Genomic DNA, 26058 nt, shown 5'->3' on the forward strand with positions numbered 1-26058 from the left:
CACGCTCCGGGGCTTTTTTGGGGCGGCCCGTGGGGCTGCGTTCAAGTGCGGTGCATCAAGGCAGGGCGTTGCCAGCCTTGCTGATCACCTTCTGGTGCGAGTAGTCGGCCGCTGCGGGGCGGGCAATCGTGCCCTTGGCCTTCACGTAATCCACAAAGCTCTGGGTGTAGAGCAGGTAGGTGTTCACGTAGGCGCCGGTCTTGTACACGGTGCCCAGGGTGGTGTAGCCGTCCTGGCCCGCCGCGATGAAGTCGTTGGTGACCAGCACGTAGGGCTTGGCCAGATCGATGGGAGCCCAGGTGCCGGTCGTCTTGTTGCGCACCTGCACGTTGGTGAAGCGCTGGCCCTTGGCCTTGCTCATGTCCAGGTCCCAGCGCACGCCAGCGGCGTAGGGGTGCGAGCCGTTGGACTGGGCGTTGTCCAGGTGGTTGGCCGTGGCGTCTTCCAGGGCTGCCACCAGTTGGGCACCGGTCAGGTTCATCTCGACCAGCACATTGGTGAATGGCAGGATGGTGTAGGCCGTGTTCATGCTCATCGGGCCTGCAGGCACCGCAATGCGCACGCCGCCTGCGTTTTGCAGGGCAAAGTCGGCACGCTTGCTTGCGGCCAGGAAGGCTTCGGCCACCGCCTGGGCGGCATCGCTGCCACGGGCCAGGGTGTTGGCGGTTTCGCAGCCGGCCACGCCCGTGCTGCGGTTGGTGGTTTCGCCGGGCATGCGCACCAGGCACAGGGCGTCCGAGGTGGAGCCGATGGTGATGGCGCGCTGCGCTGCCACCTGGCCCGAGTAGCTGGCCAGCGTCTGCGCGGCCGTGGCGTCGGGGGTGGTCACGCGCACCTGGGCGCTGGTGGCCAGCTTGTTCACCAGGGCCTGGCGGTCGGCATCGGCCAGGCTTTGCCAGGCGCCTGCGCTGTCCTTGCGCTTGAAGTTGTCGCCAATCACCAGCTTGGCCGCGCCGCCGCACTGGCTCACGCTGCCGCGGTCGTCAAACTTCACGTTCATCAGGCCATAGGCCTTGGCGTATTCCCAGGCCTGGCCAATACAGACCGTGCCGCCGTCCTTGTTCTGCACCACGGTGGGGTAGGCCCCCGACGAGGTGGCCACGCCCACGGACTTGAAGTCGCCCAGCAGCGAGTGCGAGTCGCCGCCAATGATCACGTCCACATCGCTGAGCTTGGGCGCAATGACCTTGTCGGCGTCGTAGCCCAGGTGCGACAGCAGCACGATGTGGCGAATGCCCTTGGCCTTGAGTTCGTCGATGGATTTTTGCGCGGCCGTGGTTTCGTCCAGGAACTGGGTGGTGGCCAGGGGGCGCGAAGAATTGGTGATCTTGGCCGCAGGCGACAGGCCCACGATGCCCACGTCCACACCGTCCACCTTCTTGATCAGGTAGGGCTTCACGTACGCGGTGCCATTGGCGGGGGCCAGTGCGGTGCCAGCTTGCGCCACCACGTTGGAAGCCAGCGCGGTGGTTTTGCAGGCGCCACCCAGGGCGGGGTCGGCCAGCGCATCCAGAAAGCCCTTGAGCGTGGCGTCACCGTCGTCGAACTCGTGGTTGCCCAGCGTCATCGCATCAAAGCAGATGGTGTTCATCATCTGCGCGTCGGCCTTGCCCTTGAAGAAGGTGTAGTACTGCGTGCCGGTGATGGCATCGCCCGCGTGCAGCTTGATCAGGTTGGGGGTGTTGGCCAGGGCCTTGAAAACGGCCGTCTGGCGCGCAAAGCCGCCCAGTTCCACCTGCGTGGCCACGCCGTCCAGCGTCAGCTCCTGGGCCGCGATGGGTTCGAGTTGCGAGTGGTGGTCGTTGATGTGGGCGATGTTCAGCTCGATCGCCCTGAAGCTGGGCGCACCGTCGCCGTCGCTGCCGCCGCAGGCGGTGAGTACCAGGGCGGCTGCGCCCAGGGCGGACCATGCCGCCAGGCGGCGGGCCGAAGAGAGGGGGTGAGAGGTGTTCATCAAGTCCAAAAGAGCCAAAGCCACGGAATCGGCGCGATTCTTCGGGGGCGGTGTGACGGGTCGATGACAGGGCTGCACACCCGCAGGGGGTGTCACACCACCGTCATGTCACTGCGAGAAGCTCCGCCGCAGCTTGCGTTGCAGGCCCCTGCCCGGCACCCGGTCTGCGGCAGGCGCGCTTTGATTTCAAAGGTTGATCCAGCGCGTTGATTTGTCATCGGCTTTATCTGTTGTTGGTTTTCTCATGTGTTCCTCTGTGCTCTCTCCCCGCAGCCTGCCAGCCACCACGGCTGCCGTGAAATCCATCCTGGCCGTCACGGCCAGCGCCTGGGCGTTGCCCACCCTCGTTCGCGGCTGATGGCCGCGCGGCCGGGGCGTGCTGGGGGCCTGCCCGGCAGCCTGCGCGCCCGGCCTTGCCACACACCGTTCACCGGGGCGTCACGTCCGTGTCACTCCCGGTGGGCATCGTTGCCCTTTTTCTTCAGGTAACCCACCATGTTTTCTTTGAACCACCTTGCCGCTGGCGCTGCCCTGGTCTGCGCCGCATTGGCCCCTGCCCACGCGCAGCAGGCCTTTCCTGCCACGCTCACCGGCCACGCCGTGATGCCTGCACTCAGCGTGATTCCTGCGCCCGCAGACGCCCCGGCCGACCTGCGCCACGCTGGCAAGTTCACCACCGCCCAGCGCGTGGAAAAGCTGGGCTCGGTGATGGGTGTGTCTGCAGGCCGCCCCACCGGCATCAGCCTGCCCTTTGATGGCCAGCCCGTGCAGGGCCATTCCGGCATCAAGCGCATGGCCGACGGCAGTTTCTGGCTGCTGACCGACAACGGCGCTGGCTCCAAGGCCAACTCGCCCGATTTCATGCTGCACCTGAGCCACTACACCGTGGACTTCCAGAGCGGCCAGTTCAGCCGCCAAAAGACCGTCTTCCTGCACGACCCCGACAAGAAAGTGCCCTTCCGCATCACGCAAGAAGGCACCGACAAGCGCTACCTGACGGGCGCGGACTTCGACCCCGAGAGCTTCCAGTTCGCCGGTGGCGCGCTGTGGATTGCGGAAGAGTTTGGCCCCTACCTCATCAAGGCCGACCTGAACGGCAAGGTGCTGGCCGTGTTCGACACCAAGGTGGACGGCAAGGTTGTGCGCTCGCCCGACGCGCCCGGCGTGCTCATGCCCGGCGCACCCGATGCCAAGCCCACCGCGTTTGACGTGAAGCGCTCCAAGGGCTTTGAAGGCATGGCCTCCAGCAAGGACGGCAGCAAGCTCTACGCCCTGCTCGAAGGCGCGCTGTGGAACGAGGCGGCCAAGGCCTACGAAAACGTGGGTGGCAAGCAATACCTGCGCGTGCTCGAATTCGACGTGAAGAGCGAGCAGTGGACGGGCCGCCACTGGAAGTACGTGCTGGAAGCCAACCACCACGCGATTGGCGACTTCAACATGATCGACGCCAACATGGGTTTGATCATCGAGCGCGACAACGGCGAAGGCACGGCCGACAAGGCCTGCCCCGCAGACCAAAAGCGCACCGACTGCTTCCATGACCTGGCCAAGTTCAAGCGCGTGTACAAGATCGAGATGAGCGATGCCAATGTGGGCGGCGAGATCCGCAAGATCGGCTACATCGACCTCATGAACATCCAGGACCCCCAGCGCCTGGCCAAGAAGCCTTTGACGAACGGCGTGCTCGCCTTCCCGTTCTTCACCATTGAAAACGTGGACGTGGTGGACGACAAGCACATCGTGGTGGGCAACGACAACAACCTGCCCTTCAGCTCCAGCCGCGACCCGAACAAGGCCGATGACAACGAGCTGGTGCTGCTGCAGGTCGAGGCGCTGCTCAAGGCGCGTTGACAGCCTGCCGGTGCAGCGCTGAGGGTGCCGGAAGGCACCTTATTCAAAGAAAAACACCCAGGGTTGCAATGCAGGCCCTGGGTGTTTTTTTGCGTGCGGGTGGGGCGTTGAAAGTCCTTTGATCAGGTTCTCAGCCCAGCCAGTCCTTCTTGGGCACCTTGTCGGCCTTGTTCTCGACCGGGTTGGCCGTGAGGTACTGGGGCGCGTACTGGCGCAAAAACTCTTTGGCCTTTTCCTGGCGGGCCGTCAGCCAGGCGTCGTAGGCGCCTTCGTTCAGGATGGCGGGCATGCTTTTTTCGCTGCCCGGCTGCTGGTAGCGGTTGAGCAGCGCGTGGTTGTTGGCGTTCACCGTCAGCAGGGCGTAGCTGATGATGACTTCGCCATCCGCACCGCGCCAACGCGCCCACAGGCCCGCCACGCCCATGGGCTTGCCGTCCACCCGGGCAATGCGCGTGGGCACGGCTTTGCCGCTGCGGTAGTCATCGGCGTAAAACGACTGCATGGGCACGATGCAGCGCTGGCCCTGCAGCCACGCTTCACGAAACGCCGTGCCGGTGGACGCCAAATCCGACTTGGCCGTGACCAGCTTGGGTGCGCGCAGCTTGGCGTCAGACGCTGACTTGACCCAGTGCGGCACCAGCCCCCACTGCGCAGGCACCAGCACGCGGGTGCGGTCGGCGGGCGGCGTGGCGGCTGTGTCATCCGCCGCGTTGCCTTCAGCGGGCTCTGCCGCCAGCGGTGCGGCGGGTGCCGGTGCAGACGATGCAGGTGCAGAGGGCTCGGGCGACAGCAGCGCCGTGGCCACCGCCTGGTGCACGATGAAGCAGCCAGGCTTGCGCGGCCACAGCAGTCGCTCGCCCAGCGCTGCGGGGGGCTCCACGCCAAAAGCCTCGCGGTAGGTGTCTTCGTGGCGCAGGGTTTCGTACTGGGTGGTCATGGGTGGATCGTACCTTGTTCGACCAAGACTATGCACGAAAATGCCATCCAGCGCTTGTGCAATAAGCGCCATAAGCTATAAAAAAGCTAGCAATTTCGGTGCTGGCAATGCACGGTGGCGCTCCGTGGTGACTTGCGTCAAGCCGGGTGTCGCCTGCGTTCTGACACGGGCGGGCGCGGTTTTCACAATGCCCGCATGGACGTCAACCCCTCTCCCCTGGCCCGGCAGATGTGCGACCGGCTCAATGCCTTCATCGACCGCTATGTGCTGCCCTACAACGCCGCCTGGCATGCTGCCGTGCAGGCGGGCGACTACCCGCCGCCGTTTCTGGAAGACCTCAAGGCCCTGGCGCGGGAAGAAGGGCTGTGGAACCTGTTTCTGCCCACGCTGCGCGATGACGAACCCGGCACGCGCCTGTCCAACCTGGACTACGCGCCGCTGGCCGAAGCCATGGGCCGCCTGCCCTGGGCGGCCGAGGTGTTCAACTGCAGCGCGCCCGACACCGGCAACATCGAGCTGCTGCACCGCTTTGCCAGCCCTGCGCAGCGCGCCCAGTGGCTGCAGCCACTGCTGCACGGCCAATGCCGGTCGGCCTTTGCCATGAGCGAGCCGGACGTGGCCTCGTCCGACCCCACCAACTTGCAGACCACCGTGCGGCGAGAGGGCGCAGAGCGCAGCGGCGCTGCGGGCGACACCCTGGTGCTCAACGGCCGCAAGTGGTTCATCACCGGCGCGGCGCACCCGCAGTGCCAGTTGCTCATCGTGCTGTGCCGCAATGCCGACGCCGATGAGAGTGCCGATCCCGACAGCCACCACCGCCACAGCATGGTGCTGGTGCCCGTGGGCACGCCGGGGGTGGAGGTGGTGCGCAACATCCATGTGCTGCACCACCATGCGCCCGAAGGGCATTGCGAAATTCGCCTGCACAACGTGCGCGTGCCCGCCACTGCGTTGCTGGGCGATTGGGGGCAAGGCTTTGCCATGGCGCAGGCGCGCCTGGGGCCGGGGCGGGTGCACCACTGCATGCGCACCATTGGCCAGTGCGAGCTGGCCCTGCAACTGGCCGCTGAGCGCGCGCTGGAACGCCACGCCTTTGGCAAGCCGCTGTCTGAACAAAGCAATGTGCAGGAGTGGCTGGCCGACTCGCGCATCGAGATCGACCAGGCGCGCTGGCTGGTGCTGCACGCCGCCTGGCTGCTGGACCAGGGGGACGCGGCCGAGCCCAGGCAGGTGCGCGCGCAAGTGGCTGCCATCAAAGTGGTGGCTGCGCGGCTGCAGCAGCGCGTGGTAGACAGGGCCATGCAGATTTTTGGCGCCATGGGCCTCTCGCCCGATACGCCGCTGGCCGCGTTCTGGACCTGGGGCCGCGCCCTGCGCCTGATGGATGGGCCGGATGAGGTGCACCTGCGCACCGTGGCCCGGCAGGTGCTGGCCCAGGCGCGCGCGGGCCTGGGCAGCCACACGGCTTACTTCACTACCCCCGAGCAGCTGGCGGCCCCGCCGCATCTGCAGGCCTGAGCTGGGCTGGGCCAGCCCGAGGGTGCACGCTTCAAGCGCGCAAAAACTGTCCCAGCACGCCCATCAGGTCGCTGCTGTTGCCCAGGCCGCCCTGGGGCATCTGGCCTTGGGGCGTGAGGCGGTCCACCAGGCCGGGCAGCAGTTGGCTGAGCTGCTGGGCCACATCGGCCGGGGCGGCGCCCACCTGGCTGCCCAATTGCGACAGCGTGCCCTGGCCCAGCACGCTGGCCAGTTGCTCGCCCGAGATCGGCAGGTTGGCACCCGTGCCAATCCACGACTGCAGCACGTTGCCCAGACCCGCTTGCTGAAAGCGCTCTACCAGCCCCGCCAGCCCACCGTGCGCGCCATCGTTGCTGAGCAGCGACAGCACGGCCTGCACCAGCTGCGGGTTTTGGGCGGCCATGCCCAGCAGCCCACCCAGGCCACCGCCTGCGGCGTTGCCCCCTGCCTGGCCAGCGTTGTTCAAGACTGCGCCGACGACTGAATCGAATAAACCCATGGTGCTGCTCCCTGTGAAACCGTTGAAAAGGCAGGCGGGTTGGCCCACCGCTGCGCGGCACGGGCTGCGGGCCGGTTCAGGCCGTGGCACCGTGTGCGTGGGGGCAGTGTGCCGCAAGCGGCCATGGGCCTGCGGAGCCAATGGTCAACTTGTGCAAACCGGGGGCAGGGTCTCAGCTGCAGCTGCCCAGCGTTTTGCCTGCCATGGCAGGGCGCAGGGTGGCCAGCCACCGCTGGCGCTGGGCGTCGGTCACGGCGGGTAGCTTGAGGATGAAACCGGTGGCGGCCTGGCGCTCCTGAATCACCCGTGCCGTGCGCACGCCCTGTGCGTTCAGGGCCGTGAGGCCGCGCTGCGCGGCTTCTTCGGTCGAGAAGCGGCCCAGCGACAGGCCCGGCTCCAGCGTGCCGCCTGCGCGGTCAAAGTCCACCTTGCGGGCGCGCAATTCGGCGCGTTTCTTGTCCAGCGTGTCCTGGTCGTCAAAGCGGCCCATGTAGATCATCCAGCGCCCGGTGATGGGCGTGGGCTCCAGGCTCCAGCTGCCGGGGGGCAGCGCGGCAGCAGCGGTGCGCAGGGCGGCGGCCTGCTTGTCGTCAAAAACGCCCGCTTGCAGGCATTCGCCCGCATCGGCCGGGGCGGCTGCCGTGGGGGCAGGGGTCGATGCGGCAGTGTCTGCCGCCGGGGCGGCAGCCGGTGCGGGCGGCGGCGTGGGGTTGTTGGTGGCACCCTGCGCGCGCAGCACTTTCAGCGTTTCGGGGCGAATCTGCTGCTGCAGGCGCTGCGGCTCGGCCTGCTCGGGGGTGACCAGGCCTGCGCTGCGCAGCCAGCCCTGGGTGTAGGCGTAGTAACCGGCATTGGCCAGCAGCAGGGCGATGACGGCAAGGCGCAGCATGGGCAGGGCTTTTTCAGAAGGGGTGTCAGAGGGTGGAGAGCACGGCGGGGCGCACGCTGATTTCAGCGCTGGTCACGGCCTGCATGCCCTGGGCGGTGTGCACCAGCAGCGCGCCGTCTTCGCCCACGCCGTGGGCGGTGCCGGTCTGGCCGTCGCTCAGCGTCACGGGGCGGCCCTGCAGCACATCGCGTGCGGCAAAGCGGGGCTGCACGGGCGCAAAGCCGCAGGCCTCAAAGCCCTGCAACATGGCCACCAGCGGCGGCACGATGCGCAGCAGGGCGGCAGGGGCGTCCAGGCCCGGCTCCACGTCTTGCAGGCTGCCGGGGGGCATGCTCATGCCTTCGCCGCTGCGGGGCAGCACATTGATGCCAATGCCCACCACCACGTAGCGGGCGGCGGTGCCTTGGGCTGTAGTGGGGTGCGCGGCCTGGGGCGCCACAAAGCTGGCGGTCTCCACCAGAATGCCGCCCAGCTTGCGGTCGCCGCTCAGCCACAGGTCATTGGGCCATTTCAGGCCAATGCGCGGAGGCTGGCCTGGCTCCAGCGGGGGCAGGGTGGGCTGCAGGCTTTCGGCCACGCTCACGCCCACGGCCAGCGACAGGCCTGACCAGTCCCGTGGCGCCATGGGCAGGCCCAGCGACAGCATTAACGACGCGCCCACATCGCTCTGCCACACCCGGCCCAGGCGGCCCCGCCCGGCGGTTTGCTGCTCGGCCACCAGCAGCGTGGGCTCGGTCTGCCCGGCGCGGGCGCGGCGCATCAGCTCGGTGTTGGTCGAATCGATGCTGGGCAGCACCTCGACTGTGAAGCCCGGCAGCAGCGGGGCCACGGCCTCCCAGACGGCCTCGGCAGGCCAGCGGATGGGGGCGGTCATGCCTTGCGGCCCTTCTTGGCTTCAGTGGCCTTGCCGGTTTTTGGTGCCTTGGCTTTGGCCGTGCGGGGCTCTGGCGCAGGCAGGTCGGGCATAGGCGGGCGCCAGCCGCGCTTGGGGGCCAGCAGCGTGCCGCGGCAGGTGGCGGCGCCGCACCAGCAGGGGTATTCGGCCTTCAGCTTGGGGGTGTAGCGCTCTTCAATGATCAGGCCGTAGTCGTAGTTCAGCTCTTCGCCCGCCTTGATATTGCGCAGCGCGGTGATGAAAATGCGGCCGTCCCGCTCATCGGCGAAGCAATTGGGGTCGCAGCTGTGGTTGATCCAGCGGGCCGAGTTGCCGCCATAGTTGGCGTCGATCACCCGGTCTTCATCCACATGGAAGTAGAACGTGTGGTTGGGCTGGCTGGGGTCATGGGGGTGGCGGTCTTGCGCTTCCTGCCAGGTGATGATTTCGCCGGTGTATTCCACCAGCACTTCGCCAGCGGCGATGTCCTGCAGGGCAAAAACTCCCCTGCCGTGCACGCCCGAGCGCCGGGTCTGGATGCGGCGGCCGGTGTGGGCGTTGGGGTCGGCAGGCGTTGCATTGCGGGCCATGGCTAAAACTCTGTTAACTTGATGGTGCACACATGTGTGTGCGTGCGCGTGTGTGCGTGTGCATGCGCGCGAGAACCGAATTGTAGAAGCGCCCGCAGTGCGGGCAACCAGAACGACTGGCGAGAAACCGAAAATGACCAAGACCCTGGTAATTGCAGAAAAACCCTCAGTGGCGCAGGACATCGTGCGCGCGCTGACGCCCGTGGCGGGCAAGTTTGAAAAGCACGAAGACCACTTCGAGAACGACCGCTATGTGGTCACCAGCGCCGTAGGCCACCTGGTGGAGATCCAGGCCCCCGAGCAGTTTGACGTGAAGCGCGGCAAATGGAGCTTTGCCCACCTGCCCGTGATCCCGCCGTACTTTGACCTCAAGCCCGTGGACAAGACCAAGAGCCGCCTGAACGCGGTGGTCAAGCTGGCCAAGCGCAAAGACGTGACCGAACTCATCAACGCCTGTGACGCGGGCCGCGAGGGGGAACTGATCTTCCGCCTGATCGAGCAGTACGCCGGGGGCGGTAAGCCGCTGGGCAAACCCGTCAAGCGCCTGTGGCTGCAGTCCATGACGCCACAGGCCATTCGCGATGGCTTCAACGCACTGCGCTCCGAGCAGCAGATGGCGGGCCTGGCCAGCGCCGCGCGCAGCCGGTCTGAGGCCGACTGGCTGGTCGGCATCAACGGCACGCGCGCCATGACGGCTTTCAACTCGCGCGATGGTGGCTTCTTCCTGACCACCGTGGGCCGGGTGCAGACGCCCACGCTGTCGCTGGTGGTGGAGCGCGAAGAAAAGATCCGCAAGTTCGTGAGCCGCGACTACTGGGAAATCCACGCCACCTTTGGCGCCGAAGCGGGCGAGTACCCCGCCAAGTGGTTCGACCCTAAGTGGAAGAAGGGCGAGGACGCGGAGGCCAAGGCCGACCGCGTATGGTCCGCCGCCGAAGCGCAAGCCATTGCCAACGCCGTGCGCGGCAAGCAGGCCACGGTCACCGAAGAGAGTAAGCCCACCACCCAGGCATCGCCTTTGCTGTTCGACCTGACCAGCCTGCAGCGCGAGGCCAACGGCAAGTTCGGCTTCAGCGCCAAGACCACGCTGGCCCTGGCGCAAAGCCTGTACGAGCGCCACAAGGCCCTGACCTACCCCCGTACCGACTCGCGCGCGCTGCCCGAAGACTATTTGCCGGTGGCCAAGCAGACATTTGAAATGCTGGCCGACAGCGGCATGCGCCACCTGGCGCCCCACGCGCTCACCGCGCTGAACAACAACTACATCCGCCCGTCCAAGCGCATTTTTGACAACAGCAAGGTGAGTGACCACTTTGCGATCATCCCCACCACGCAAGCGCCCTCGGGCCTGAGCGAGGCCGAGCAAAAGCTGTACGACCTGGTCGTGCGCCGCTTCATGGCGGTGTTCTTCCCGAGCGCTGAATACACGGTGACAACCCGCATTTCGACGGTAGCGCCCCACAGCTTCAAGACCGAAGGCAAGGTGCTGGTCAAGCCGGGCTGGCTGGCCATCTACGGCAAGGAAGCGGCTGAAGAAGTCGAAGGCGGCAAGGACGGCGACAAGGGCCAGAACCTGGTGCCGGTCAAACCCGGCGAAATGGTCAACACCCTGCAGGTCGACCCCAAGGGCCTCAAGACCAAGCCCCCCGCCCGGTATTCGGAAGCCACGCTGCTGGGCGCCATGGAAAGCGCGGGCAAGCAGATCGACGACGACGAGTTGCGCGAAGCCATGCAGGAAAAAGGCCTGGGCACGCCTGCCACGCGTGCGGCAATCATCGAAGGGCTGCTGACTGAAAAGTACATGCTGCGCGAAGGCCGCGAGATCATCCCCACGGCCAAGGCCTTCCAGCTCATGACGCTGCTGCGCGGGCTGGAGGTGGAAGAACTATGCCGCGCCGAACTCACGGGCGAGTGGGAATACAAGCTCTCGCAGATGGAAAAGGGCCAGCTCAGCCGCGAAGCCTTCATGCAAGAGATTGCCGCCATGACCGAGCGCATGGTGAAGAAGGCCAAGGAGTACGACCGCGACACCATCCCCGGCGACTACGCCACGCTCGAATCCCCTTGCCCCAACTGCGGTGGCGTGGTGAAGGAAAACTACCGCCGCTATGCCTGCGTGGGCAAGGCAGGCGCCGAGGGCTGCGGCTTCAGCTTTGGCAAGTCGCCCGCCGGCCGCACGTTTGAAACGGCCGAGGCCGAGCAGCTGCTGCGCGACAAAAAGATCGGCCCACTGGAGGGCTTCCGCTCCAAGGCGGGGTGGCCGTTCACCTCTGAGATCGTCATCAAGTACGACGACGAAGCGCACAACTACAAGCTCGAATTCGACTTTGGCGACGACAAGAACGCCGAGGAATCGGGCGAGCTGGTGGAGTTTGAAGACGCATCGCTGGGTGCCTGCCCCATCTGCGGATCGGAAGTGCACGAGCACGGCAGCAACTACGTGTGCAGCAAGGCCGTGCCCACGGCCGCACAGCCCACGCCGAGCTGCACCTTCAAGAGCGGCAAGGTCATCCTGCAGCAGCCCGTGGAGCGCGAGCAGATGACCAAGCTGCTCGACACCGGCAAGACCGACCTGCTCGACAAGTTTGTGAGCATGCGCACGCGCCGCAACTTCAAGGCCCACCTGGCGTGGGACAAGGAGGCGGGCAAGGTCAACTTTGAATTTGCGCCCAGCAAGTTCCCACCCCGTAAACCTGCCGCCGGTGCTGCTACAAAAGCAGGAGCTGCTACCGCAGGCAGGGCAAGCGCTGCAGCCAAAAAAGCCCCTGCAAAGAAGGCTGCCGCCAAAACCACCGCTGCCAAAGCGCCGCGCAAGGCCGCCGCAGGCAAGGCACCCAGCGCCGCCCTGGCCGCCGTGATTGGCAACGAGCCGGTGGCCCGCCCCGAGGCCGTGAAGAAGATGTGGGAATACATCAAGGCAAACAACCTGCAAGACCCCAAGGACAAGCGCACCATCGTGGCCGACGACAAGCTGCGCGCCGTGTTTGGCAAAGACAGCGCGGGCATGTTCGAGCTGGCGGGCATTCTGGGCAACCACCTGGGCGGCGACGCATGACGCCGCTGGCCTGCGCACGGGCCTGGGCGCTGTGCGCAGCGCTGGCCTTGCTCGCAGGCTGCGCGGGCACGCCCTCGGCTGGAGGCGATGCCTCTGGCCCCCTGTACAAGCGCAGTAGCGGCAGCAGCGGCAACAGTGGCCCCCAAGGCAACGCTGTGACGGACGTGGGCGGTGGCAGCAGCGGTGTCACCGTCTACGGCGAGATTGACCTGGGCGTGGGTCGGCGGCGCTAAGAGCGGCTAACAAAACTCTTCTGGCGTCGTTGCTGTGTCTTGTCGTACTGCTCGTACTGCCTACGACACAGTGCCTAGCCAGAACCGCTTCGCTGAGTTTTGTTAGCCGCTCTAAGCCCGCGCAACCTGGCTCGGGCCCTGCGGCCCCAGCGCCGCACCCCGCAGCGCTTTCCAGCCCCTGCACTCCTGAGGATTCCCGTTGGCGACTGTTCACCCGTACCAACCCAAGCACATCACCCCCACCGACGAGCAAGTCGCCGTGCAGATGTCGGCCGAGCGCACCCTCATCATCGAGGCCAACGCGGGCGCCGCCAAAACCACCACGCTGGCGCTGCGCATGGCCCAGGCGTGGACCACCGGCATGCCGCCCGAGCGCTGCCTGGCCCTCACCTACACCGACACCGCCTGCCAGGCCCTGCAGGCCGCGCTGCGCAAAATTGGCGTGCCCGCGCCCGTGGTGGCGCGCTTTCGCATCGCCAGCTTTGACGCCTTCTGCGCCGCCATGCTGCAAGAGCCCTATGGGCCGCCGGTAGAGCAGATCGACACCCAGGAAGCCCTGCGCCCCTATGTGTGGGAGGCCGTGCAGCGCATCGAGGCCAACGAATCCGAGCGCTGGCCTGAAGAACTGCAACTGCCCAGCGCGGGCGATGCGGGCTTTATCGAAGACTTTTTGGCCATGGCCCTGTGGCTCAAAGGCACGTTGAAAGACGACCTGGAGCGCGACGACGGCCCGGCCACGCCGGACTATGCGGGCGACCTGGGCATTGGCTACACCCAGCTCAAGGTGTTCCGTGCGTACGAACGCATTCGCCGCCGCGAGCTGGCCGACGAGCCGCTGTTTCGCGGCCCCTACGACGCCACTTACGACCTGGCCCGCCGCCTGCTGGAGGGCGACACCGCCGCCAGCCTGCGCCCCTGGCCGCGCAACCTGCAGATGCTGCTGGTGGACGAGATGCACGACATGAACGCAGCATCGTTCCGCGTGCTGCGTGAGCTGCTCGATTCGACCCAGTGCCAGTTCTGCGGCGTGGGCGACCGCGACCAGGTCATCTACGGCGCGCACGGGGCCGATGCGGTGTTCATGGGCGACGCCATCACCGTGCACACGGGCCGCCCGGTGGCGCGCCTGCCCCTCACGCCCAGTCACCGTTTTGGCCGCAAGCTGGCCACCAAGGCCGGGCGGCTTGCCGACAAGCCCTATGGCTCGCTGGCCGCGCACGACACCGCCGTGCAACTGCTGGGCTACGACGACGAGGCCGAATGCGTGGACCTGATCGCCCACCAGGTGCAGCACTGGCGCACCGCCACGCGCGGCAAGATGGCAGGCCTTGCCGTGCTGCTGCGCCACCCCGGTCAGTCCATCGCTATCGAAAACCGCCTGCTGGCCGATGGCGTGCCCTACACCGTGAGCGGTTTTGAAAGCTACCTGCTGCGCCCCGAGGTGCTGCTGGTGCGCGGCCTGCTGGCCGTGGCCACCGACAACTTCGATAGCGTCACCGAGCCGCGCACCCGAGAAAAGCTCATGCGCGCCCTGGTCTTCTTCTGCGGCGCGCGCATCGTGGTGAAGGGGCGCGAGCACGAGTCGCAGCACGAGCTGCTGGCCGACGCCATCCGCAGCGTCACCGACAACCCGCTGTTTTTAGAGAGCTTCTTCACCAACCAGATCGTGCCCAACGTCGAGCCCGCCATGCAGCGGCGCTTGCAGCGCGCCCTGAAGGTGGCCAAAGAAGCCCACGGCCAGGGCACCCTGGCCCGCCTGCTCGAAGCCCTGCAGATCGAAACCGTGGTGCGCGAAGTGTTTGTGTCGCGCCAGCGCCGGGCCGACGCCCTGGCCAACCTGGCGGGCCTGAGCCACGCCGCCCAGGCCTTTGGCAGCGCGCGCGACTACTTCCTGCACCTCAACGCCGCCGAGCAGCGCCAGCGCGAACTGCGCAGCACCGCCAGCCTGGTGCTGGCCCACATCGGCCATGTGAAGGGGCTGGAGTTTGAGCATGTGCTCATCCCCTACCTGGAGCAAGGCGCCTTCCCCGACCCGCAGGCGCCCTTTGCGCAAGAGAAGAACACCTTGTATGTGGGCATGACCCGCGCCCGCCAGCAGCTCACCCTGCTGGCCCACCGCCAGCGGCCCAGCGCGTTTGTGGCGCAACTGGGCTATGCAGAATCCACACAGGCCGCCAAGGCTCCGGCCTGATGGCACAGTGGCGCCCGTCCGCAGCTTTGCCACATTCGCACACCACCTTCCCCAAGGATCACCATGCAACTGTCTGAACAATGGGTTCTGGTCACCGGCGGCGCCCGGGGGCTGGGCCAGTCCATCACCCGCGCGCTGGCGCGCGAAGGCGCTGGGGTCGTCATCAACTACTTGCACAGCGACGCTGCTGCCCAGGCCCTGGCCGAAGAACTGGGCCCCCGCGCCCTGGCCCTGCAGGCCGACGTGACCGACGCCGCCGCCGTGCAACGCCTGTTTGCCCAGGCGCGCGAACGCACCGGCCAGCCCATCAGCGCCGTGGTCAACAACGCCCTGGCCCAGTTCCGCTTTGATGGCGACGCCCGCCCGCAGATTGGCGACATCACCTGGCAGCGCTTTGCCCAGCAGCTCGAAGGCGCCGTCAAAGGCGCGCTCAACACCACCCAGGCCGCCCTGCCCGCCATGCGCGAACAAGGCTTTGGCCGCATCGTCAACGTGGGCACCAACCTGTTCCAGAACCCCGTGGTGCCTTACCACGACTACACCGCCGCCAAGGCCGCGCTGCTCTCGTTCACCCGCACCGCGGCCAACGACCTGGGCCAGCACGGCATCACGGTGAACATGGTGTCTGGCGGCCTGCTGCGCACCACCGACGCCAGCAGCGCCACCCCCGAAGCCGTGTTCGACCTCATCGCCAGCATGACCCCCCTGCGCCGCGTCACCACCCCGCAAGAGTTTGCCGACGCTGTGCTGTTCTTCCTCTCCCCCTGGGCGCGGGCGGTGACGGGGCAAAACCTCATCGTGGACTGCGGGCTGGTCAAAGGCTGACCGGTTTCACCGCCCCACCGTGGCGCAGCCGCTGCGCCGCGTGTGACATTTGCAAGCGCGCCGGTTTACATTGACTGCTATGTTTTTGGTAGCTGCTTGCGCTTTATGAATAAGCGCTGGAGGCCAATTCGGCTCATAAAAAGTTGCCCTCGGCGCCGCCACGCTCTGTGCGGCCTGCTTGCGCTTTTCAGGTTGCGCGTTTCGCCCTCTGCAACTACAGTGTGTTAACAATTACACACAAGTTCAGGGGAGGCGCCAGCAGCATGGCGACATTGATACCGGCACTGGGTGCGTGCTTGCGGCGCATGACACCTGGAGAAAAGCGCTTGGCCGAGAGGCTGGAAGACAAGCTCGACGACGACTACCTGCTTTGGTACGACGTACCCGTCGGCCCGCAGCAACTGCACCCCGACTTCATCGTCCTGCACCCCAGCCGGGGGCTGCTGATTCTGGAAGTGAAAGACTTCCGCCTGAGCACCATCGTGCAGGCAGACAAGGAAGACTGGACGATTCTGGATGCCGTCAGCAGCGAGCCCAAAACCATCCAGTCCCCCCCTTCGCCCAGGCTCGCAACTACGCCCATACCGTGCTCGATGCCCTGCGCGCCGACAAGCGCCTGGTGCACCCCGATGGCCGCCGCCAGGGCGAAGTGGTGTTTGCGTGGAGCTACGGCGTGGTGCTGCCCAACATCACCCGCAAGCAGTTCACCGAAGCGCAGCTGGGCCAGGCCATCGCAGCCCACCGTGTCATCTGCAGCGACGAGATGACCGACAGCGTGGAGCCCGAGGCTTTTCAGAGCCGCCTGTGGGAGATGTTCCCCTACGAGCGCTACCACACGCTCACCCTGCCGCAGATCGACCGCGTGCGCTGGATTCTCTTTCCGCAGGTGCGCATCCCCGAACAAGCCAGCCTGTTCGACGAAGCCGCCATGCAGGCCGAAGTGCCCGACATGCTGCGCGTGATGGACCTGCAGCAAGAGCAACTGGCCCGCAGCCTGGGCGACGGCCACCGCGTCATCCACGGCGTGGCGGGCTCGGGCAAAACCATGGTGCTGGGCTACCGCGCCGAATACCTGGCCCGCGCCCACGCCGCAGGCAAGCCCGTGCTGGTGCTTTGCTACAACGAGCCGCTGGCCGTCAAGCTCGCCGCCACCATGGCCGCCAAGGGCCTGAGCGAGCGCGTGCACTGCGTCCACTTCCACAAATGGGCCCGCGCCCAACTGGTGGCCTATGGGCAAGCCTTGCCCGCCAACAACCTGTCGCAAGACGCCTTTTTTGCCGACATGGTCCAGCGCGTCATCACCGGCGTGGACCGGGGCCACATCCCCACCGGCCAATACCTGGCCGTGCTCATCGACGAAGGCCACGACTTTGCGCCCGAATGGCTCAAGCTCGTCACCCAAATGGTGGACCCCACCACCAACAGCCTGCTGGTGCTGTACGACGACGCGCAAAGCATCTACGAGCGGGGCCGCAAAAAGAACTTCAGCTTCAAAAGCGTGGGCATCCAGGCCCAGGGCCGCACCACCATCCTCAAGATCAACTACCGCAACACGCGGCAAATCCTGCAAACCGCCAACGCCATCGCGGGCGACCTGCTCACCGCCGAAGACCGCGACGACGACGGCATCCCCCTCGTCAAACCCGTGAGCTGCGGCCGCGACGGCCCCGAGCCCATCGTCATCAACCTGCCCACCCTGCCCGAACAGGCCGCCAAGATCGCAGAGCTGCTGCAAGGTGCGCATGCCGACGGTTTTGCCTGGGGCGACATGGCCGTTCTGTGCCGCGACGCCAAAGCGCGCGACCTGTGCGCCAGCACACTCGCGAAACGCGGCGTGCCCGTGCAAAACCGCTTGGGGCCGGGCGACTACGACCCGCTGGCCAACAGCGTGAAGGTCATGACCATGAAGGTGAGCAAGGGCCTGGAATTCCCGGTGGTGGCGATACCGGGGGTGGAGCGGCTGGAGCGAATGGGAGCAGAGGTCACCGAGCCGGGAGAGGGTGCGCTGGCGCTGTCAGAGGCCGAGGTGCTGGCGCGCAGGGAGGCGGCCCGGGTGTTGTATGTGGCGGCGACCAGGGCTACGCAGAGGTTGGTGTTGGGCGTTTAAATAGTTTTATTGGGAGAACGTTTAATGAGTGCACAGAAATTTTGGGAGCCTTTTGAACATTCAATTGATGGGTTTGATGAGCTCGTCGAATTAATTAACAAAGTGGCAATCACTTCAGAAAAAAAGGGGAGACGATTTGCTTGGCGAGGCCAGGTAAATGCAGATTGGCCATTGCACAGTTCACTTTATAGAAAATTCTTGGCAGGTAAATCCAAGGCTCCCGATGAAATGGAAATGCAGAGGAAGGAGGGTGAAATACTAGCCAACTTGCATCGTTGGGGATTGCACTCTCCTATGGGCAGAGGTCGGCTCTCTATTTTGAATCAGCTGGCTATGTTGCAGCATTATGGTGCACCAACTAGGTTGGTTGATATATCTTTCAATGCATGGGTCGGCGTATTTTTTGCTGTGGAGAAAATGATTTATAATGGGGTTGAGCAATTTTCTAACGCCGATGGACGGATTTTTCTCGTTGATATTACAGATAAGTTAATTAATGAGGATAACTTACTGCGTGAGTGGGAAGATGATTTGCATAGGCCTTGGAAAATTAATAATCCTAAAATAGAGGCGAAGCAACTTCACCTGTGGGAAACTTCTTATTTTGCATGGAAGCCGTCAAGCGTAGATCAAAGAATTTTTGCACAGAATGGTGGGTTTTTAATGGGAGGAGTTCCTGCAACGAAGAAAATTGGTAATAATAGTTTTCAGGTCCCTAAAGGCACTAATTTAAGTAAGGATGGCCACTGGAAGATTGATGAGTTGCGTAAATTCTCATCATTAGCCTTGAGGCCTCACAAGTTTGATCCAAATGTTGGAGCGCCTCCAGTTAATCCGGTTTATACATTTCGAATTAAATCAACGTTAAAGCTGGAGATAAGGAGAAAGTTGGAGAATATTTTTGGATATAATCATTCAACAATATATCCTGATTATTCTGGTTTTGCTGGTTTTGGAATCCCGGATATGAATTAATGTCGGCAACCTCCCCCATCCTCGGCCTCAGCCACCTCACCTTCATCGTGCGCGACGTAGACCGCACCACCCGCCTGTTCTGCGAAGGCCTGCGCGCGCAAGAGGTGTACGACAGCCAGGGCCGCAACTTTTCCCTCTCGCGCGAAAAGTTTGTGCTGTTGGGTGGGCTGTGGCTGGCGTTCATGGAGGGCGAGCCACCGTCTGAACGCACCTATCGCCATGTTGCCTTTGCTGTGGCTGACGAGGATTTGCCCGCCTGCGAGGCGCGCCTACTGGCGTTGGGGGCAGAGGTGAAGCCGCCCCGCCCACGGGTGGAAGGCGAGGGGCAGTCGCTGTACTTTTACGATTTTGACAACCACCTGTTTGAGCTGCACACCGGCACGCTGGCGCAGCGGCTGGCGCGGTATGCGCAGGGGTAGGGCGGTGGGGATTGGTGGCGTCGCTAGGCCGTGAATTGCTTCTGATTTGATAGCTGCTGGCGCTTATTGATAAGCCGCTAGCAGCCTATTTGACCAAGATGTAGGCGGTATTCCGCCCACCACCTTCCAGCCGCGCCAGCACGCCCAGGGCCAACAGGTCGTTGATGTCGCGCAGCGCTGTATCGGGTGAGCATTTGGCCATTGCTGCCCACTTGGCGTTGGTCAGTTTGCCCTCCATGCCATCCAGCACGCGGTTCAGCACCAGCGTTTGGCGGGCATTCATGAGCGTGCCCGCCCATCGCTGCCAGAACTGGGCTTTGTCCAGCACGCCCGCCAGTGTGACGTCTGTGCCTTGCACGGCGCGCAGCAGGCAGCCCAGAAACCAGTGCAGCCACGGGGTCACGTCCAGCGGGCCTTTTTGGGTGGCCTCTAGCTGGTCGTAATAGTCTTTGCGCTCGCGCTGAATTTGGGCGCTGAAGCTGTAAAAGCGTTGATGCGTTCCTTCTGCCCGGGCCAGAGCCATGTCGCCCACGGCGCGGCTCAGCCGGCCGTTGCCGTCGTCAAACGGGTGCAAGGTGACCAGCCACAGGTGGGCCAGCCCGGCTTTGATGAGGGCGTCGCCCTCCGGGGCGGCTTCGAACCAGTCAAAAAAGGCCTGGGTTTGCGCGGGCAGGGTGGCGGCGGGTGGGGCTTCAAAGTGCACTTTCTCCCGTCCCACAGGGCCAGACACGACCTGCATGGGGCCGCTGGCATCGGTACGCCATGCGGCCACGGTGATGCGTGTGCGCCCGCTGTAGCCGGTGGGGAACAGCGCCGCGTGCCAGCCAAACAGGCGCTCGGGGGTCAGGGGTTGGTCAAAGTTGCGGGTGGCGTCCAGCACCACGTCCACCACGCCGTCCACATGCCGGTCGCTGGGTGCCAGGGCTCCAATATCGAGCCCCAGCTTGCGGGCCACGGAGGAGCGCACGGCGTCCATGTCCAGCCGCTCGCCTTCAATGGCGCTGGTGGTGATGACTTCTTGCGTCAGCACCTGCAGGGTGGCCTGGTCCCGCTGCGCCAGCCCCAGCGCTGCCATGCGCCCGGCCAGCATGCCCTGTGCGCGGTGCACCTGCGCCAGCGGCGCGGCCAGGGCTGCGGCATCAAAAGTCAGGTTCGGCCAATCGGGCAATTGCCAGAGGTAGCGGGGCGTGCGTGTGGGGCGGTGGGGGCGCATGCGGTGATTATGCGGGTTATTCGCCGCAAAATATGCGGTGAATAAACGTGCTTTACGCCGTACAACTGTCGCTGCCGAATCTTGCTCTTCTGGAGACATCCATGTCAGGACATCCCTAGCGCGCGTGCAGCGCACCCCATTGCTTTGCTTGGTGCCCGCTATGCTCCCCACCCAACCAAACACAACACACAGCGACCGCCATGCACGACATCATCTGCCCCCACTGCCACAAAGCCTTCAAGGTGGACGAATCCGGCTATGCCGACATCCTCAAGCAGGTGCGCGACGCGGATTTCCATGCGCAGTTACATGAGCGGCTGGAACTGGCCGAACAGGACAAGCGCAATGCGGTAGCGCTGGCGCAGGCCCAAGTGGCCAATGAGTTGCAAAAGGCGGCTGCGGCCAAAGATGCCGAGATTCAAGCCCTGAAGGCGCAGCTGGATGCGGGCGGTGTGGAGCGCGACCTGGCGGTGGCGCAGGCGCTGAGCGCGGTAGAGAAGCAGCGCGATGCGTTGGCGAATGAGCTGGAGCGTGCGCGGCAGGCGCAGCAGGCGGCGGAGCAGTTGGCGCAAGCGCGGCAGGCGCAAGAGCTGCAGGGCGTGGCCGCGAAGAAGGATGCGGAGATCCAGCAGCTCAAATCCCAACTGGAGGCAGCCGAGGTGGCGCGCAGGCTGGCGGTGACCGAGGCGGTGACGGTGGTGGCCCGCGAGCGCGATGAACTGAAGAACGACCTGAACCTGGTGGTGGTGAAAAAGCAGCTGGAGGAAAACGCCATCAAAGAGCAATACGCCCTGCAACTGCGCGACCGCGACGGCGAGATTGCGCGCCTCAGGGACATGAAGGCGCGCCTCTCGACCAAGATGGTGGGCGAGACGCTGGAGCAGCACTGCGAGACGGAGTTCAACCGCATTCGCGCCACGGCGTTTCCGCGTGCGTATTTCGAGAAGGACAACGACGCGCGCAGCGGCAGCAAGGGTGACTTCATTTTTCGCGACGTGGACGAGGCGGGCAACGAGATCGTCTCAATCATGTTCGAGATGAAGAACGAGAGCGACGAGACGGCCACCAAGAAGCGCAACGAAGACTTCCTGAAAGAGCTGGACAAGGACCGCAATGAAAAGGGCTGCGAGTACGCGGTGCTGGTGTCGCTGCTGGAGCCCGAGAGCGAGCTGTACAACACCGGCATCGTGGATGTGTTCTACCGCTACCCCAAGATGTATGTGGTGCGGCCGCAGTTTTTCATTCCCATCATCACGCTGCTGCGAAACGCGGCGATGAAGTCGCTGCAATACAAGTCAGAGCTGGCGTTGGTGAGGGCGCAGAACCTGGACATCACCAAGTTTGAATCGCAGCTGGAGGAGTTCAAGGGCGCGTTCGGGCGCAACTGGCGCCTGGCGTCCGACGGGTTTGAAGAGGCCGTGAAGCGCATTGACGAGGCGATCAAGGACTTGGAGAAGACCAAGGAAGCGCTGCACAAGTCGGCCAACAACCTGCGCCTGGCCAACGACAAGGCTGAAGACCTGACGATCAAGAAGCTGACCCGCGGCAACCCGACGATGGCGGCCAAGTTTGCGGAGCTGAAGCAGGCGCAGATCTCGGATCTGGAGTGATGCTGGCCCGCATGGGGGCAGGTGATGGGTGTTGACCGCCTGCCCGGTGGCTGGTCTTGCTTCTGTTTTGATAGCTGTTGGCGCTTGCTGAATAAGCGCTAGAGGGTGATTGGGTTATCAACCCTCCGTGGGCTGGGCGCTGCCCGCCACATGACAGCGCCAGCAGGCCGCTGCGTAACCGTTGCCCGTGGCTTTACGCTGCCGCCGCTGCCCTGGCCGCAGCCGCCCGCCGCCCCGCCCACAGCCCTTCGGCGGTGTACAGCGCCAGCGCCACCCAGATGAACACAAAGCCTACGGCGCGGGGGCCGGCGAAGGTTTCGCCGTAGAGGAACACGCCCATCAGCGCCAGGATGGAGGGCGTGATGTATTGCAAAAAGCCCATGGTGGACAGCGGCACGCGCCGGGCGCCTGCGGCGAACAGCAGCAGCGGGATGGCAGTGACGGGGCCGCTGAGCAGGAAGAACAGCCAGGTGTGCGCATCGTGCGCGGGCCACTGGCTGCCGGGGCCGCTGGGGCCAGCCCACAGCAGGGCCACCACGGCCAGGGGGGCGAGGAGCATGGTCTCCAGCGACATGCCTTCTAGCGCGCCCAGCGTGGCTGTCTTGCGCATCAGGCCGTAGAAGCCAAACGTCATCGCAATCAGCAGCGCCAGCCAGGGCACATGGCCCGATTGCACTGCCATCCACAGCACGCCGCTGGCGGCCAGGGCAAAGGCCACCCACTGCGCCTTGCGGGGCCGCTCGTGCAAGAAGATGAAGCCCAGCGCCACATTGATGAGGGGCAGGATGAAGTAGCCCAGGCTGGCGTCCAGCACATGGCCGTTGTTCACTGCCCAGACGTAGCTGAGCCAGTTGCCCGCCAGCAGCAGAGCCGACACGGCAAACTTGCCCAGCAGGGCGGGGCTGCGGCGCACGTCGCCCAGCCAGCTCCAGCGGCGCAGCACGGCCAGCACGATGAGCACGAACACCAGCGACCACACCATGCGGTGCAGCACCACCTCTATCGCGCTGGCGGCCTGCAGTTGCTTGAAGAACAGGGGGAACATCCCCCACAGAACATAGGCCGACAGGCCGTACAGAATGCCGCTGGACATGGATGAGGTGGTGTGGGGTGAGGTGCTGCGCAGCACGGGCTGCAGCAGTGGGTGGATGGGGTGTTTGTGTGCTATTGAAAAGATAGCTGGTGGCGCTTGTTCAATAAGCGCCAGGTGCCAATTTGGTTCTAAGTTTTATACCTTGATGGACTGGCCCGTGGCATAGAACTGCCCGCCCGCCACGTAGTGCAGGGTGCGCAGGTGGTCGGGGGCGGTGTCGAATTCCCAGTGCCCGTTGCGGAACACGCGGTCGTCCGCCCAGGCGCCCACCACTTCGCCAATGAAAAGGTCGTAGGTCTGCTGGTTGTGCGGCTCGGGGATGACGCGGCACACCAGCCAGGCGGCGCAGCCTGGCACCAGCGGCGGGCGGTGTTCAGCGGGCACATCGTTCAGTCCGGGTGCATCGAACAGCTCCACATGGTGGCGTTGCAGCTTGTCGGGGTGGGTGTGGGCGCTTTCAGTGCCCAGGGCTTCGGTGAGTGCGGCCTGGGGCACGGTGGGCAGTTGCAGGGCGAAGTGGCCGCTGGCCTCGACCAGCTCGCGCGTGCGGGTGGCTTTGTCGAGCACCACGGTCACCTTGGGCGGGCTGAAGTCCAGCGCGCAGGCCCAGGCGGCGGCCATCACATTGGGCTGGCCGCCATGCGCGGCCGACACCAGCACGGTGGGCCCGTGGTTGAGCAGCCGGTAGGCCTTGTCGAGCGGCACGGGGGTGAAGTGGACGGGTGCGTGCATAGGTGGGTGCAAAGGTGAGCGTCACCGCAGTGTATTGGCGCGGCGGGAAACGTGTTGTGCCAGCCGGTACTATCCTCGGCCGTTGCCTGCTGATGGGCACTTACCGGAGACAAGCCCTATGTTTAGCCACGTGATCCTGGGTGTGAACAACCTGGATGTTTCGAAGAAGTTTTACGACGCCGTGCTCGGCACCCTGGGCGTGCCCGCAGGCATTGCCAACAAGAACCGCTACTTCTACCGCAGCCCCACCGGCACCTTCGGTATCACCACCCCCATCAACGGCGAGCCCGCCACCCATGGCAACGGCAGCACCATCGGCTTTCTGGCCCAGTCGCCCGAGCAGGCCGATGCCTGCCACGCAGCGGGCGTGGCCAACGGCGGCGTAACCTGCGAAGACCCCCCCGGCTGGCGCGAAGGCCCCGGCGGCAAGCTGTACCTGGCCTACCTGCGCGACCCCGATGGCAACAAGCTGTGCGTGCTGCACCGCCCTGCGGCCTGAGCCAGCGCCTCATTTGCTATATTTTTAAGAGCTTCCAGCGCTCAACCCACGGGCGCTGGAAGCTCTTTTCATTCAAAACCCCTTCTTTGAGGAAGACCCCCTGCATGCAATCCGCCAGTGCCAACCTGTTCGACGAGGCCTACTACCAGCGCTTTTACTTTGACAAGAAAACCAGCGTGGTGGACCCCGAGCACATGGAGCGCCTGGGCATGTTTGTGTGCAGCTACCTCAAGTACCTGCGTGTGCCGGTGCGGCGCGTGCTGGACGTGGGCTGCGGCATTGGCCTGTGGAAAGGGATCGTCGAGCGGCACTTTCCCGGCGCCAGCTACCAGGGCGTGGAGTTCAGCCCCTACCTGTGCGAGCGCTTTGGCTGGCAGCAGGGGTCGGTGGTTGACTATGCCGCCAGCGAGCCGTTTGACTGGGTGATCTGCCAGGGCGTGCTGCCCTACCTGAACCCGGCCGATGTGAAAGCCGCGCTGCACAACCTGGGCCGCCTCTCCAAAGGCGCGCTGTATGTGGAGGCCGTTGCGCGCGAAGACTACGAGCAGGACATCATCGACGAGGATTTGACGGACAACCGCGTCTTCCGCCACCGCGCCGAGCTGTACCGGCGCGGCCTGCGCGAAGGCTTTGTGGAGCTGGGCGGCGGCGTGTGGCTCAGCCGCCAGGCCGAGGTGCCCATGTTTGCGCTGGAGCACGTGGGTGGCTGAGAACGCAGCCCCGTCCCAGGCACCCCGGGCCCCCCACGCCGTGGCCCGCCTGCGCACCGCGCGGCTGGCCCGCAGCGCCAAGCCTTTCCTGGCCCGTGGCGGCCCGCGCGGCGAGCGTTGCCCCGGCTGCCGCCTGGTGCCCAGCCACTGCGTGTGCAGCCTGCACCCCGTGGTGCCCACCCGCGCAGGCGTGTGCCTGCTGATGGCCGATATCGAACCCCTCAAGCCCAGCAACACCGGCTGGCTGATTGCCGATGTGGTGCCAGACACCTTTGCCTTCGGCTGGGCCCGTACCGAGGTGGACCCGGCCTTGCTTGCGCTGCTGGCCGACCCGCAGTGGCAGCCTTACGTCGTGTTCCCCGGCGAATTCGTGGCGCCCGAGCGGGTGGTGACCGAGGTGGCTGCGGCTGGTGCATCTGCGGGCAAGCGCCCGCTGTTCATCCTGCTCGACGCCACCTGGCCCGAGGCGCGCAAGATGTTCCGCAAAAGCCCGTACCTCGATCGCTTTCCGGTGCTGAGCCTGCAGCCCGAGCAGATCTCGCGCTACCAGCTGCGCCGCTCGCGCCGTGACGACCATTTCTGCACCGCCGAAGTGGCCGGCCTGTGCCTGGACCTGGCCGGCGAGCCGCAGGCCGCGCAGGTGCTGCAGACCTACCTGGACGTGTTCACCCACCACTACCTGCAGGCCAAGCACCAGCTGCCGCCGCACTGGCAGGGCGAGGCGCACCAGCGGCTTGCGCAAGCGTTGGGGCGCACCACCCGCGCTTGAGCCCATGCCTGCGGTGCTTTTGTCATGCGTCACGGTGTCGCAACTGCCGGGCTCCACCCCGGGGGCAGGGTTCGGCAGCCTTCAGGCACAATCACGCCCCCCGCCGCGCGCTTGTGCGCCAGTGCTTTTGTGGTGCCGATTGCTTCAATTTTGATAGCTGGTTGCGCTTGCCCAGTAAGCGCCAGGCACCGATTTATTCAAGATACTTCCCATGACCAAAGACCTGGCCCGCCAACGTGAACTCCAACCCATGTCGCTGTGCGAGCCCTGCCAGGGCATTCAGCGCAACTGGCGCAAGGCGCCGGGCCACCCCGAACTGGTGCAGCGCGGCAATCGCAAGGAAGACCGCCCGGGCGGCTCCGTCACCTTCACCCGCTACGTGTGCGACCGCTGCGGCACGGCGTGGGAATACGAAAACGACAAGAACAACCAGAAGGCGGGCTGGTCGGTCGTCGGGCGCTGAATTCGCGGGGCTTGAGGCCTTGCCCAGCCCCGCCCGGCGTGGCGGGGCAAGG

At 65.1% G+C, this 26058-nt stretch carries 22 protein-coding genes and 1 pseudogene; 14 read left to right on the forward strand and 9 right to left on the reverse strand.

Annotation, left to right across the window (positions count from 1 at the left end; translation table 11 throughout):
* Window positions 1–55: 55 nt before the first annotated feature.
* The gene (locus tag IHV84_RS11685) at window positions 56–1954 is read right to left on the reverse strand and encodes a bifunctional UDP-sugar hydrolase/5'-nucleotidase (RefSeq protein ID WP_198846982.1); all 1899 of its coding nucleotides are present in this window, start codon (window positions 1952–1954) and stop codon (window positions 56–58) included.
* Between the two features lie 495 nt (window positions 1955–2449).
* Here IHV84_RS11685 and IHV84_RS11690 point away from each other — a divergent pair, with 495 nt between their 5' ends.
* Window positions 2450–3805 carry an esterase-like activity of phytase family protein gene (locus tag IHV84_RS11690; protein ID WP_198846983.1) on the forward strand — a complete coding sequence of 452 codons (1356 nt, stop codon included), beginning with the start codon at window positions 2450–2452 and terminating at the stop codon, window positions 3803–3805.
* Between the two features lie 130 nt (window positions 3806–3935).
* Here the strand turns inward: IHV84_RS11690 and IHV84_RS11695 are convergent, their stop codons facing one another.
* A complete protein-coding gene (locus tag IHV84_RS11695) occupies window positions 3936–4742 on the reverse strand; it encodes an SOS response-associated peptidase (protein WP_198846984.1) in 807 nt (268 codons plus the stop codon).
* A 195-nt stretch (window positions 4743–4937) separates the two neighbouring features.
* Between IHV84_RS11695 and IHV84_RS11700 the strand changes: the two genes are divergently transcribed.
* A complete protein-coding gene (locus tag IHV84_RS11700; RefSeq protein WP_198846985.1) occupies window positions 4938–6260 on the forward strand; it encodes an acyl-CoA dehydrogenase family protein in 1323 nt (440 codons plus the stop codon).
* A 31-nt stretch (window positions 6261–6291) separates the two neighbouring features.
* Here the strand turns inward: IHV84_RS11700 and IHV84_RS11705 are convergent, their stop codons facing one another.
* From IHV84_RS11705 to IHV84_RS11720, 4 genes are all read right to left on the reverse strand, one after another.
* Window positions 6292–6759 (reverse strand): YidB family protein, encoded by a 468-nt coding sequence (locus IHV84_RS11705; RefSeq protein ID WP_198846986.1) that lies wholly within the window; start codon window positions 6757–6759, stop codon window positions 6292–6294.
* A 172-nt stretch (window positions 6760–6931) separates the two neighbouring features.
* Entirely contained in the window at window positions 6932–7648 is a 717-nt protein-coding gene (locus tag IHV84_RS11710; protein WP_198846987.1) for an SPOR domain-containing protein, read from the reverse strand.
* 25 nt (window positions 7649–7673) lie between these two features.
* The gene (locus tag IHV84_RS11715) at window positions 7674–8522 is read right to left on the reverse strand and encodes a biotin--[acetyl-CoA-carboxylase] ligase (protein WP_198846988.1); all 849 of its coding nucleotides are present in this window, start codon (window positions 8520–8522) and stop codon (window positions 7674–7676) included.
* Window positions 8519–9112: an SET domain-containing protein gene (locus IHV84_RS11720; RefSeq protein ID WP_198846989.1), complete on the reverse strand. Its 594-nt coding sequence runs from the start codon at window positions 9110–9112 to the stop codon at window positions 8519–8521. Before IHV84_RS11720 ends, IHV84_RS11715 begins: the two co-directional genes overlap by 4 nt.
* 133 nt (window positions 9113–9245) lie before the next feature.
* On the opposite strand from IHV84_RS11720, the gene IHV84_RS11725 reads away from it, so the two are divergent.
* The 7 genes and pseudogenes from IHV84_RS11725 to fosX all read left to right on the forward strand — a co-directional run bounded on the left by IHV84_RS11725 (window position 9246) and on the right by fosX (window position 18917).
* The gene (locus IHV84_RS11725; protein WP_198846990.1) at window positions 9246–12167 is read left to right on the forward strand and encodes a DNA topoisomerase III; all 2922 of its coding nucleotides are present in this window, start codon (window positions 9246–9248) and stop codon (window positions 12165–12167) included.
* Complete coding sequence (locus IHV84_RS11730; RefSeq protein WP_142082874.1) at window positions 12164–12400, forward strand: hypothetical protein; 237 nt, start codon at window positions 12164–12166, stop codon at window positions 12398–12400. The genes IHV84_RS11725 and IHV84_RS11730 overlap by 4 nt, the downstream gene beginning before the upstream one ends.
* Before the next feature lie 199 nt (window positions 12401–12599).
* The gene (locus tag IHV84_RS11735; protein WP_198846991.1) at window positions 12600–14591 is read left to right on the forward strand and encodes a UvrD-helicase domain-containing protein; all 1992 of its coding nucleotides are present in this window, start codon (window positions 12600–12602) and stop codon (window positions 14589–14591) included.
* A 63-nt stretch (window positions 14592–14654) separates the two neighbouring features.
* Entirely contained in the window at window positions 14655–15416 is a 762-nt protein-coding gene (locus IHV84_RS11740) for a 3-oxoacyl-ACP reductase (protein ID WP_066696604.1), read from the forward strand.
* Window positions 15417–15679: 263 nt separating this feature from the next.
* Window positions 15680–17523, forward strand: a pseudogene (locus IHV84_RS11745) (DEAD/DEAH box helicase).
* Window positions 17524–17547: 24 nt separating this feature from the next.
* On the forward strand, window positions 17548–18498 hold the full coding sequence (locus tag IHV84_RS11750) for an FRG domain-containing protein (protein ID WP_198846992.1): 951 nt from the start codon (window positions 17548–17550) through the stop codon (window positions 18496–18498).
* Window positions 18498–18917, forward strand: coding sequence for a FosX/FosE/FosI family fosfomycin resistance hydrolase (gene fosX, locus IHV84_RS11755; protein WP_233099965.1), 420 nt, complete (start codon window positions 18498–18500; stop codon window positions 18915–18917). Before IHV84_RS11750 ends, fosX begins: the two co-directional genes overlap by 1 nt.
* Before the next feature lie 85 nt (window positions 18918–19002).
* On the opposite strand, the gene IHV84_RS11760 is transcribed toward fosX, so the two are convergent.
* Entirely contained in the window at window positions 19003–20130 is a 1128-nt protein-coding gene (locus IHV84_RS11760) for a Fic family protein (RefSeq protein ID WP_198846993.1), read from the reverse strand.
* Between the two features lie 200 nt (window positions 20131–20330).
* Here IHV84_RS11760 and IHV84_RS11765 point away from each other — a divergent pair, with 200 nt between their 5' ends.
* A complete protein-coding gene (locus IHV84_RS11765) occupies window positions 20331–21740 on the forward strand; it encodes a DUF2130 domain-containing protein (RefSeq protein ID WP_198846994.1) in 1410 nt (469 codons plus the stop codon).
* 193 nt (window positions 21741–21933) lie between these two features.
* Here IHV84_RS11765 and rarD read toward each other — a convergent pair whose 3' ends face one another.
* Both rarD and IHV84_RS11775 read right to left on the reverse strand, forming a co-directional pair.
* On the reverse strand, window positions 21934–22833 hold the full coding sequence (gene rarD, locus IHV84_RS11770) for an EamA family transporter RarD (RefSeq protein ID WP_198846995.1): 900 nt from the start codon (window positions 22831–22833) through the stop codon (window positions 21934–21936).
* Window positions 22834–22968: 135 nt separating this feature from the next.
* Window positions 22969–23565 (reverse strand): flavin reductase family protein, encoded by a 597-nt coding sequence (locus IHV84_RS11775; RefSeq protein WP_198846996.1) that lies wholly within the window; start codon window positions 23563–23565, stop codon window positions 22969–22971.
* 118 nt (window positions 23566–23683) lie between these two features.
* Here IHV84_RS11775 and IHV84_RS11780 point away from each other — a divergent pair, with 118 nt between their 5' ends.
* From IHV84_RS11780 to IHV84_RS11795, 4 genes are all read left to right on the forward strand, one after another.
* Complete coding sequence (locus IHV84_RS11780; protein ID WP_198846997.1) at window positions 23684–24064, forward strand: VOC family protein; 381 nt, start codon at window positions 23684–23686, stop codon at window positions 24062–24064.
* 104 nt (window positions 24065–24168) lie between these two features.
* Window positions 24169–24774: a trans-aconitate 2-methyltransferase gene (locus IHV84_RS11785; RefSeq protein WP_198846998.1), complete on the forward strand. Its 606-nt coding sequence runs from the start codon at window positions 24169–24171 to the stop codon at window positions 24772–24774.
* The gene (locus tag IHV84_RS11790; protein WP_198846999.1) at window positions 24767–25543 is read left to right on the forward strand and encodes a tRNA-uridine aminocarboxypropyltransferase; all 777 of its coding nucleotides are present in this window, start codon (window positions 24767–24769) and stop codon (window positions 25541–25543) included. Before IHV84_RS11785 ends, IHV84_RS11790 begins: the two co-directional genes overlap by 8 nt.
* Window positions 25544–25754: 211 nt before the next feature.
* Window positions 25755–26006, forward strand: coding sequence for a hypothetical protein (locus tag IHV84_RS11795; RefSeq protein ID WP_044400742.1), 252 nt, complete (start codon window positions 25755–25757; stop codon window positions 26004–26006).
* Window positions 26007–26058 lie beyond the last annotated feature (52 nt).

This window comes from Acidovorax sp. IB03 (genome assembly GCF_016406015.1).
Lineage (GTDB): Bacteria > Pseudomonadota > Gammaproteobacteria > Burkholderiales > Burkholderiaceae_C > Acidovorax > Acidovorax temperans.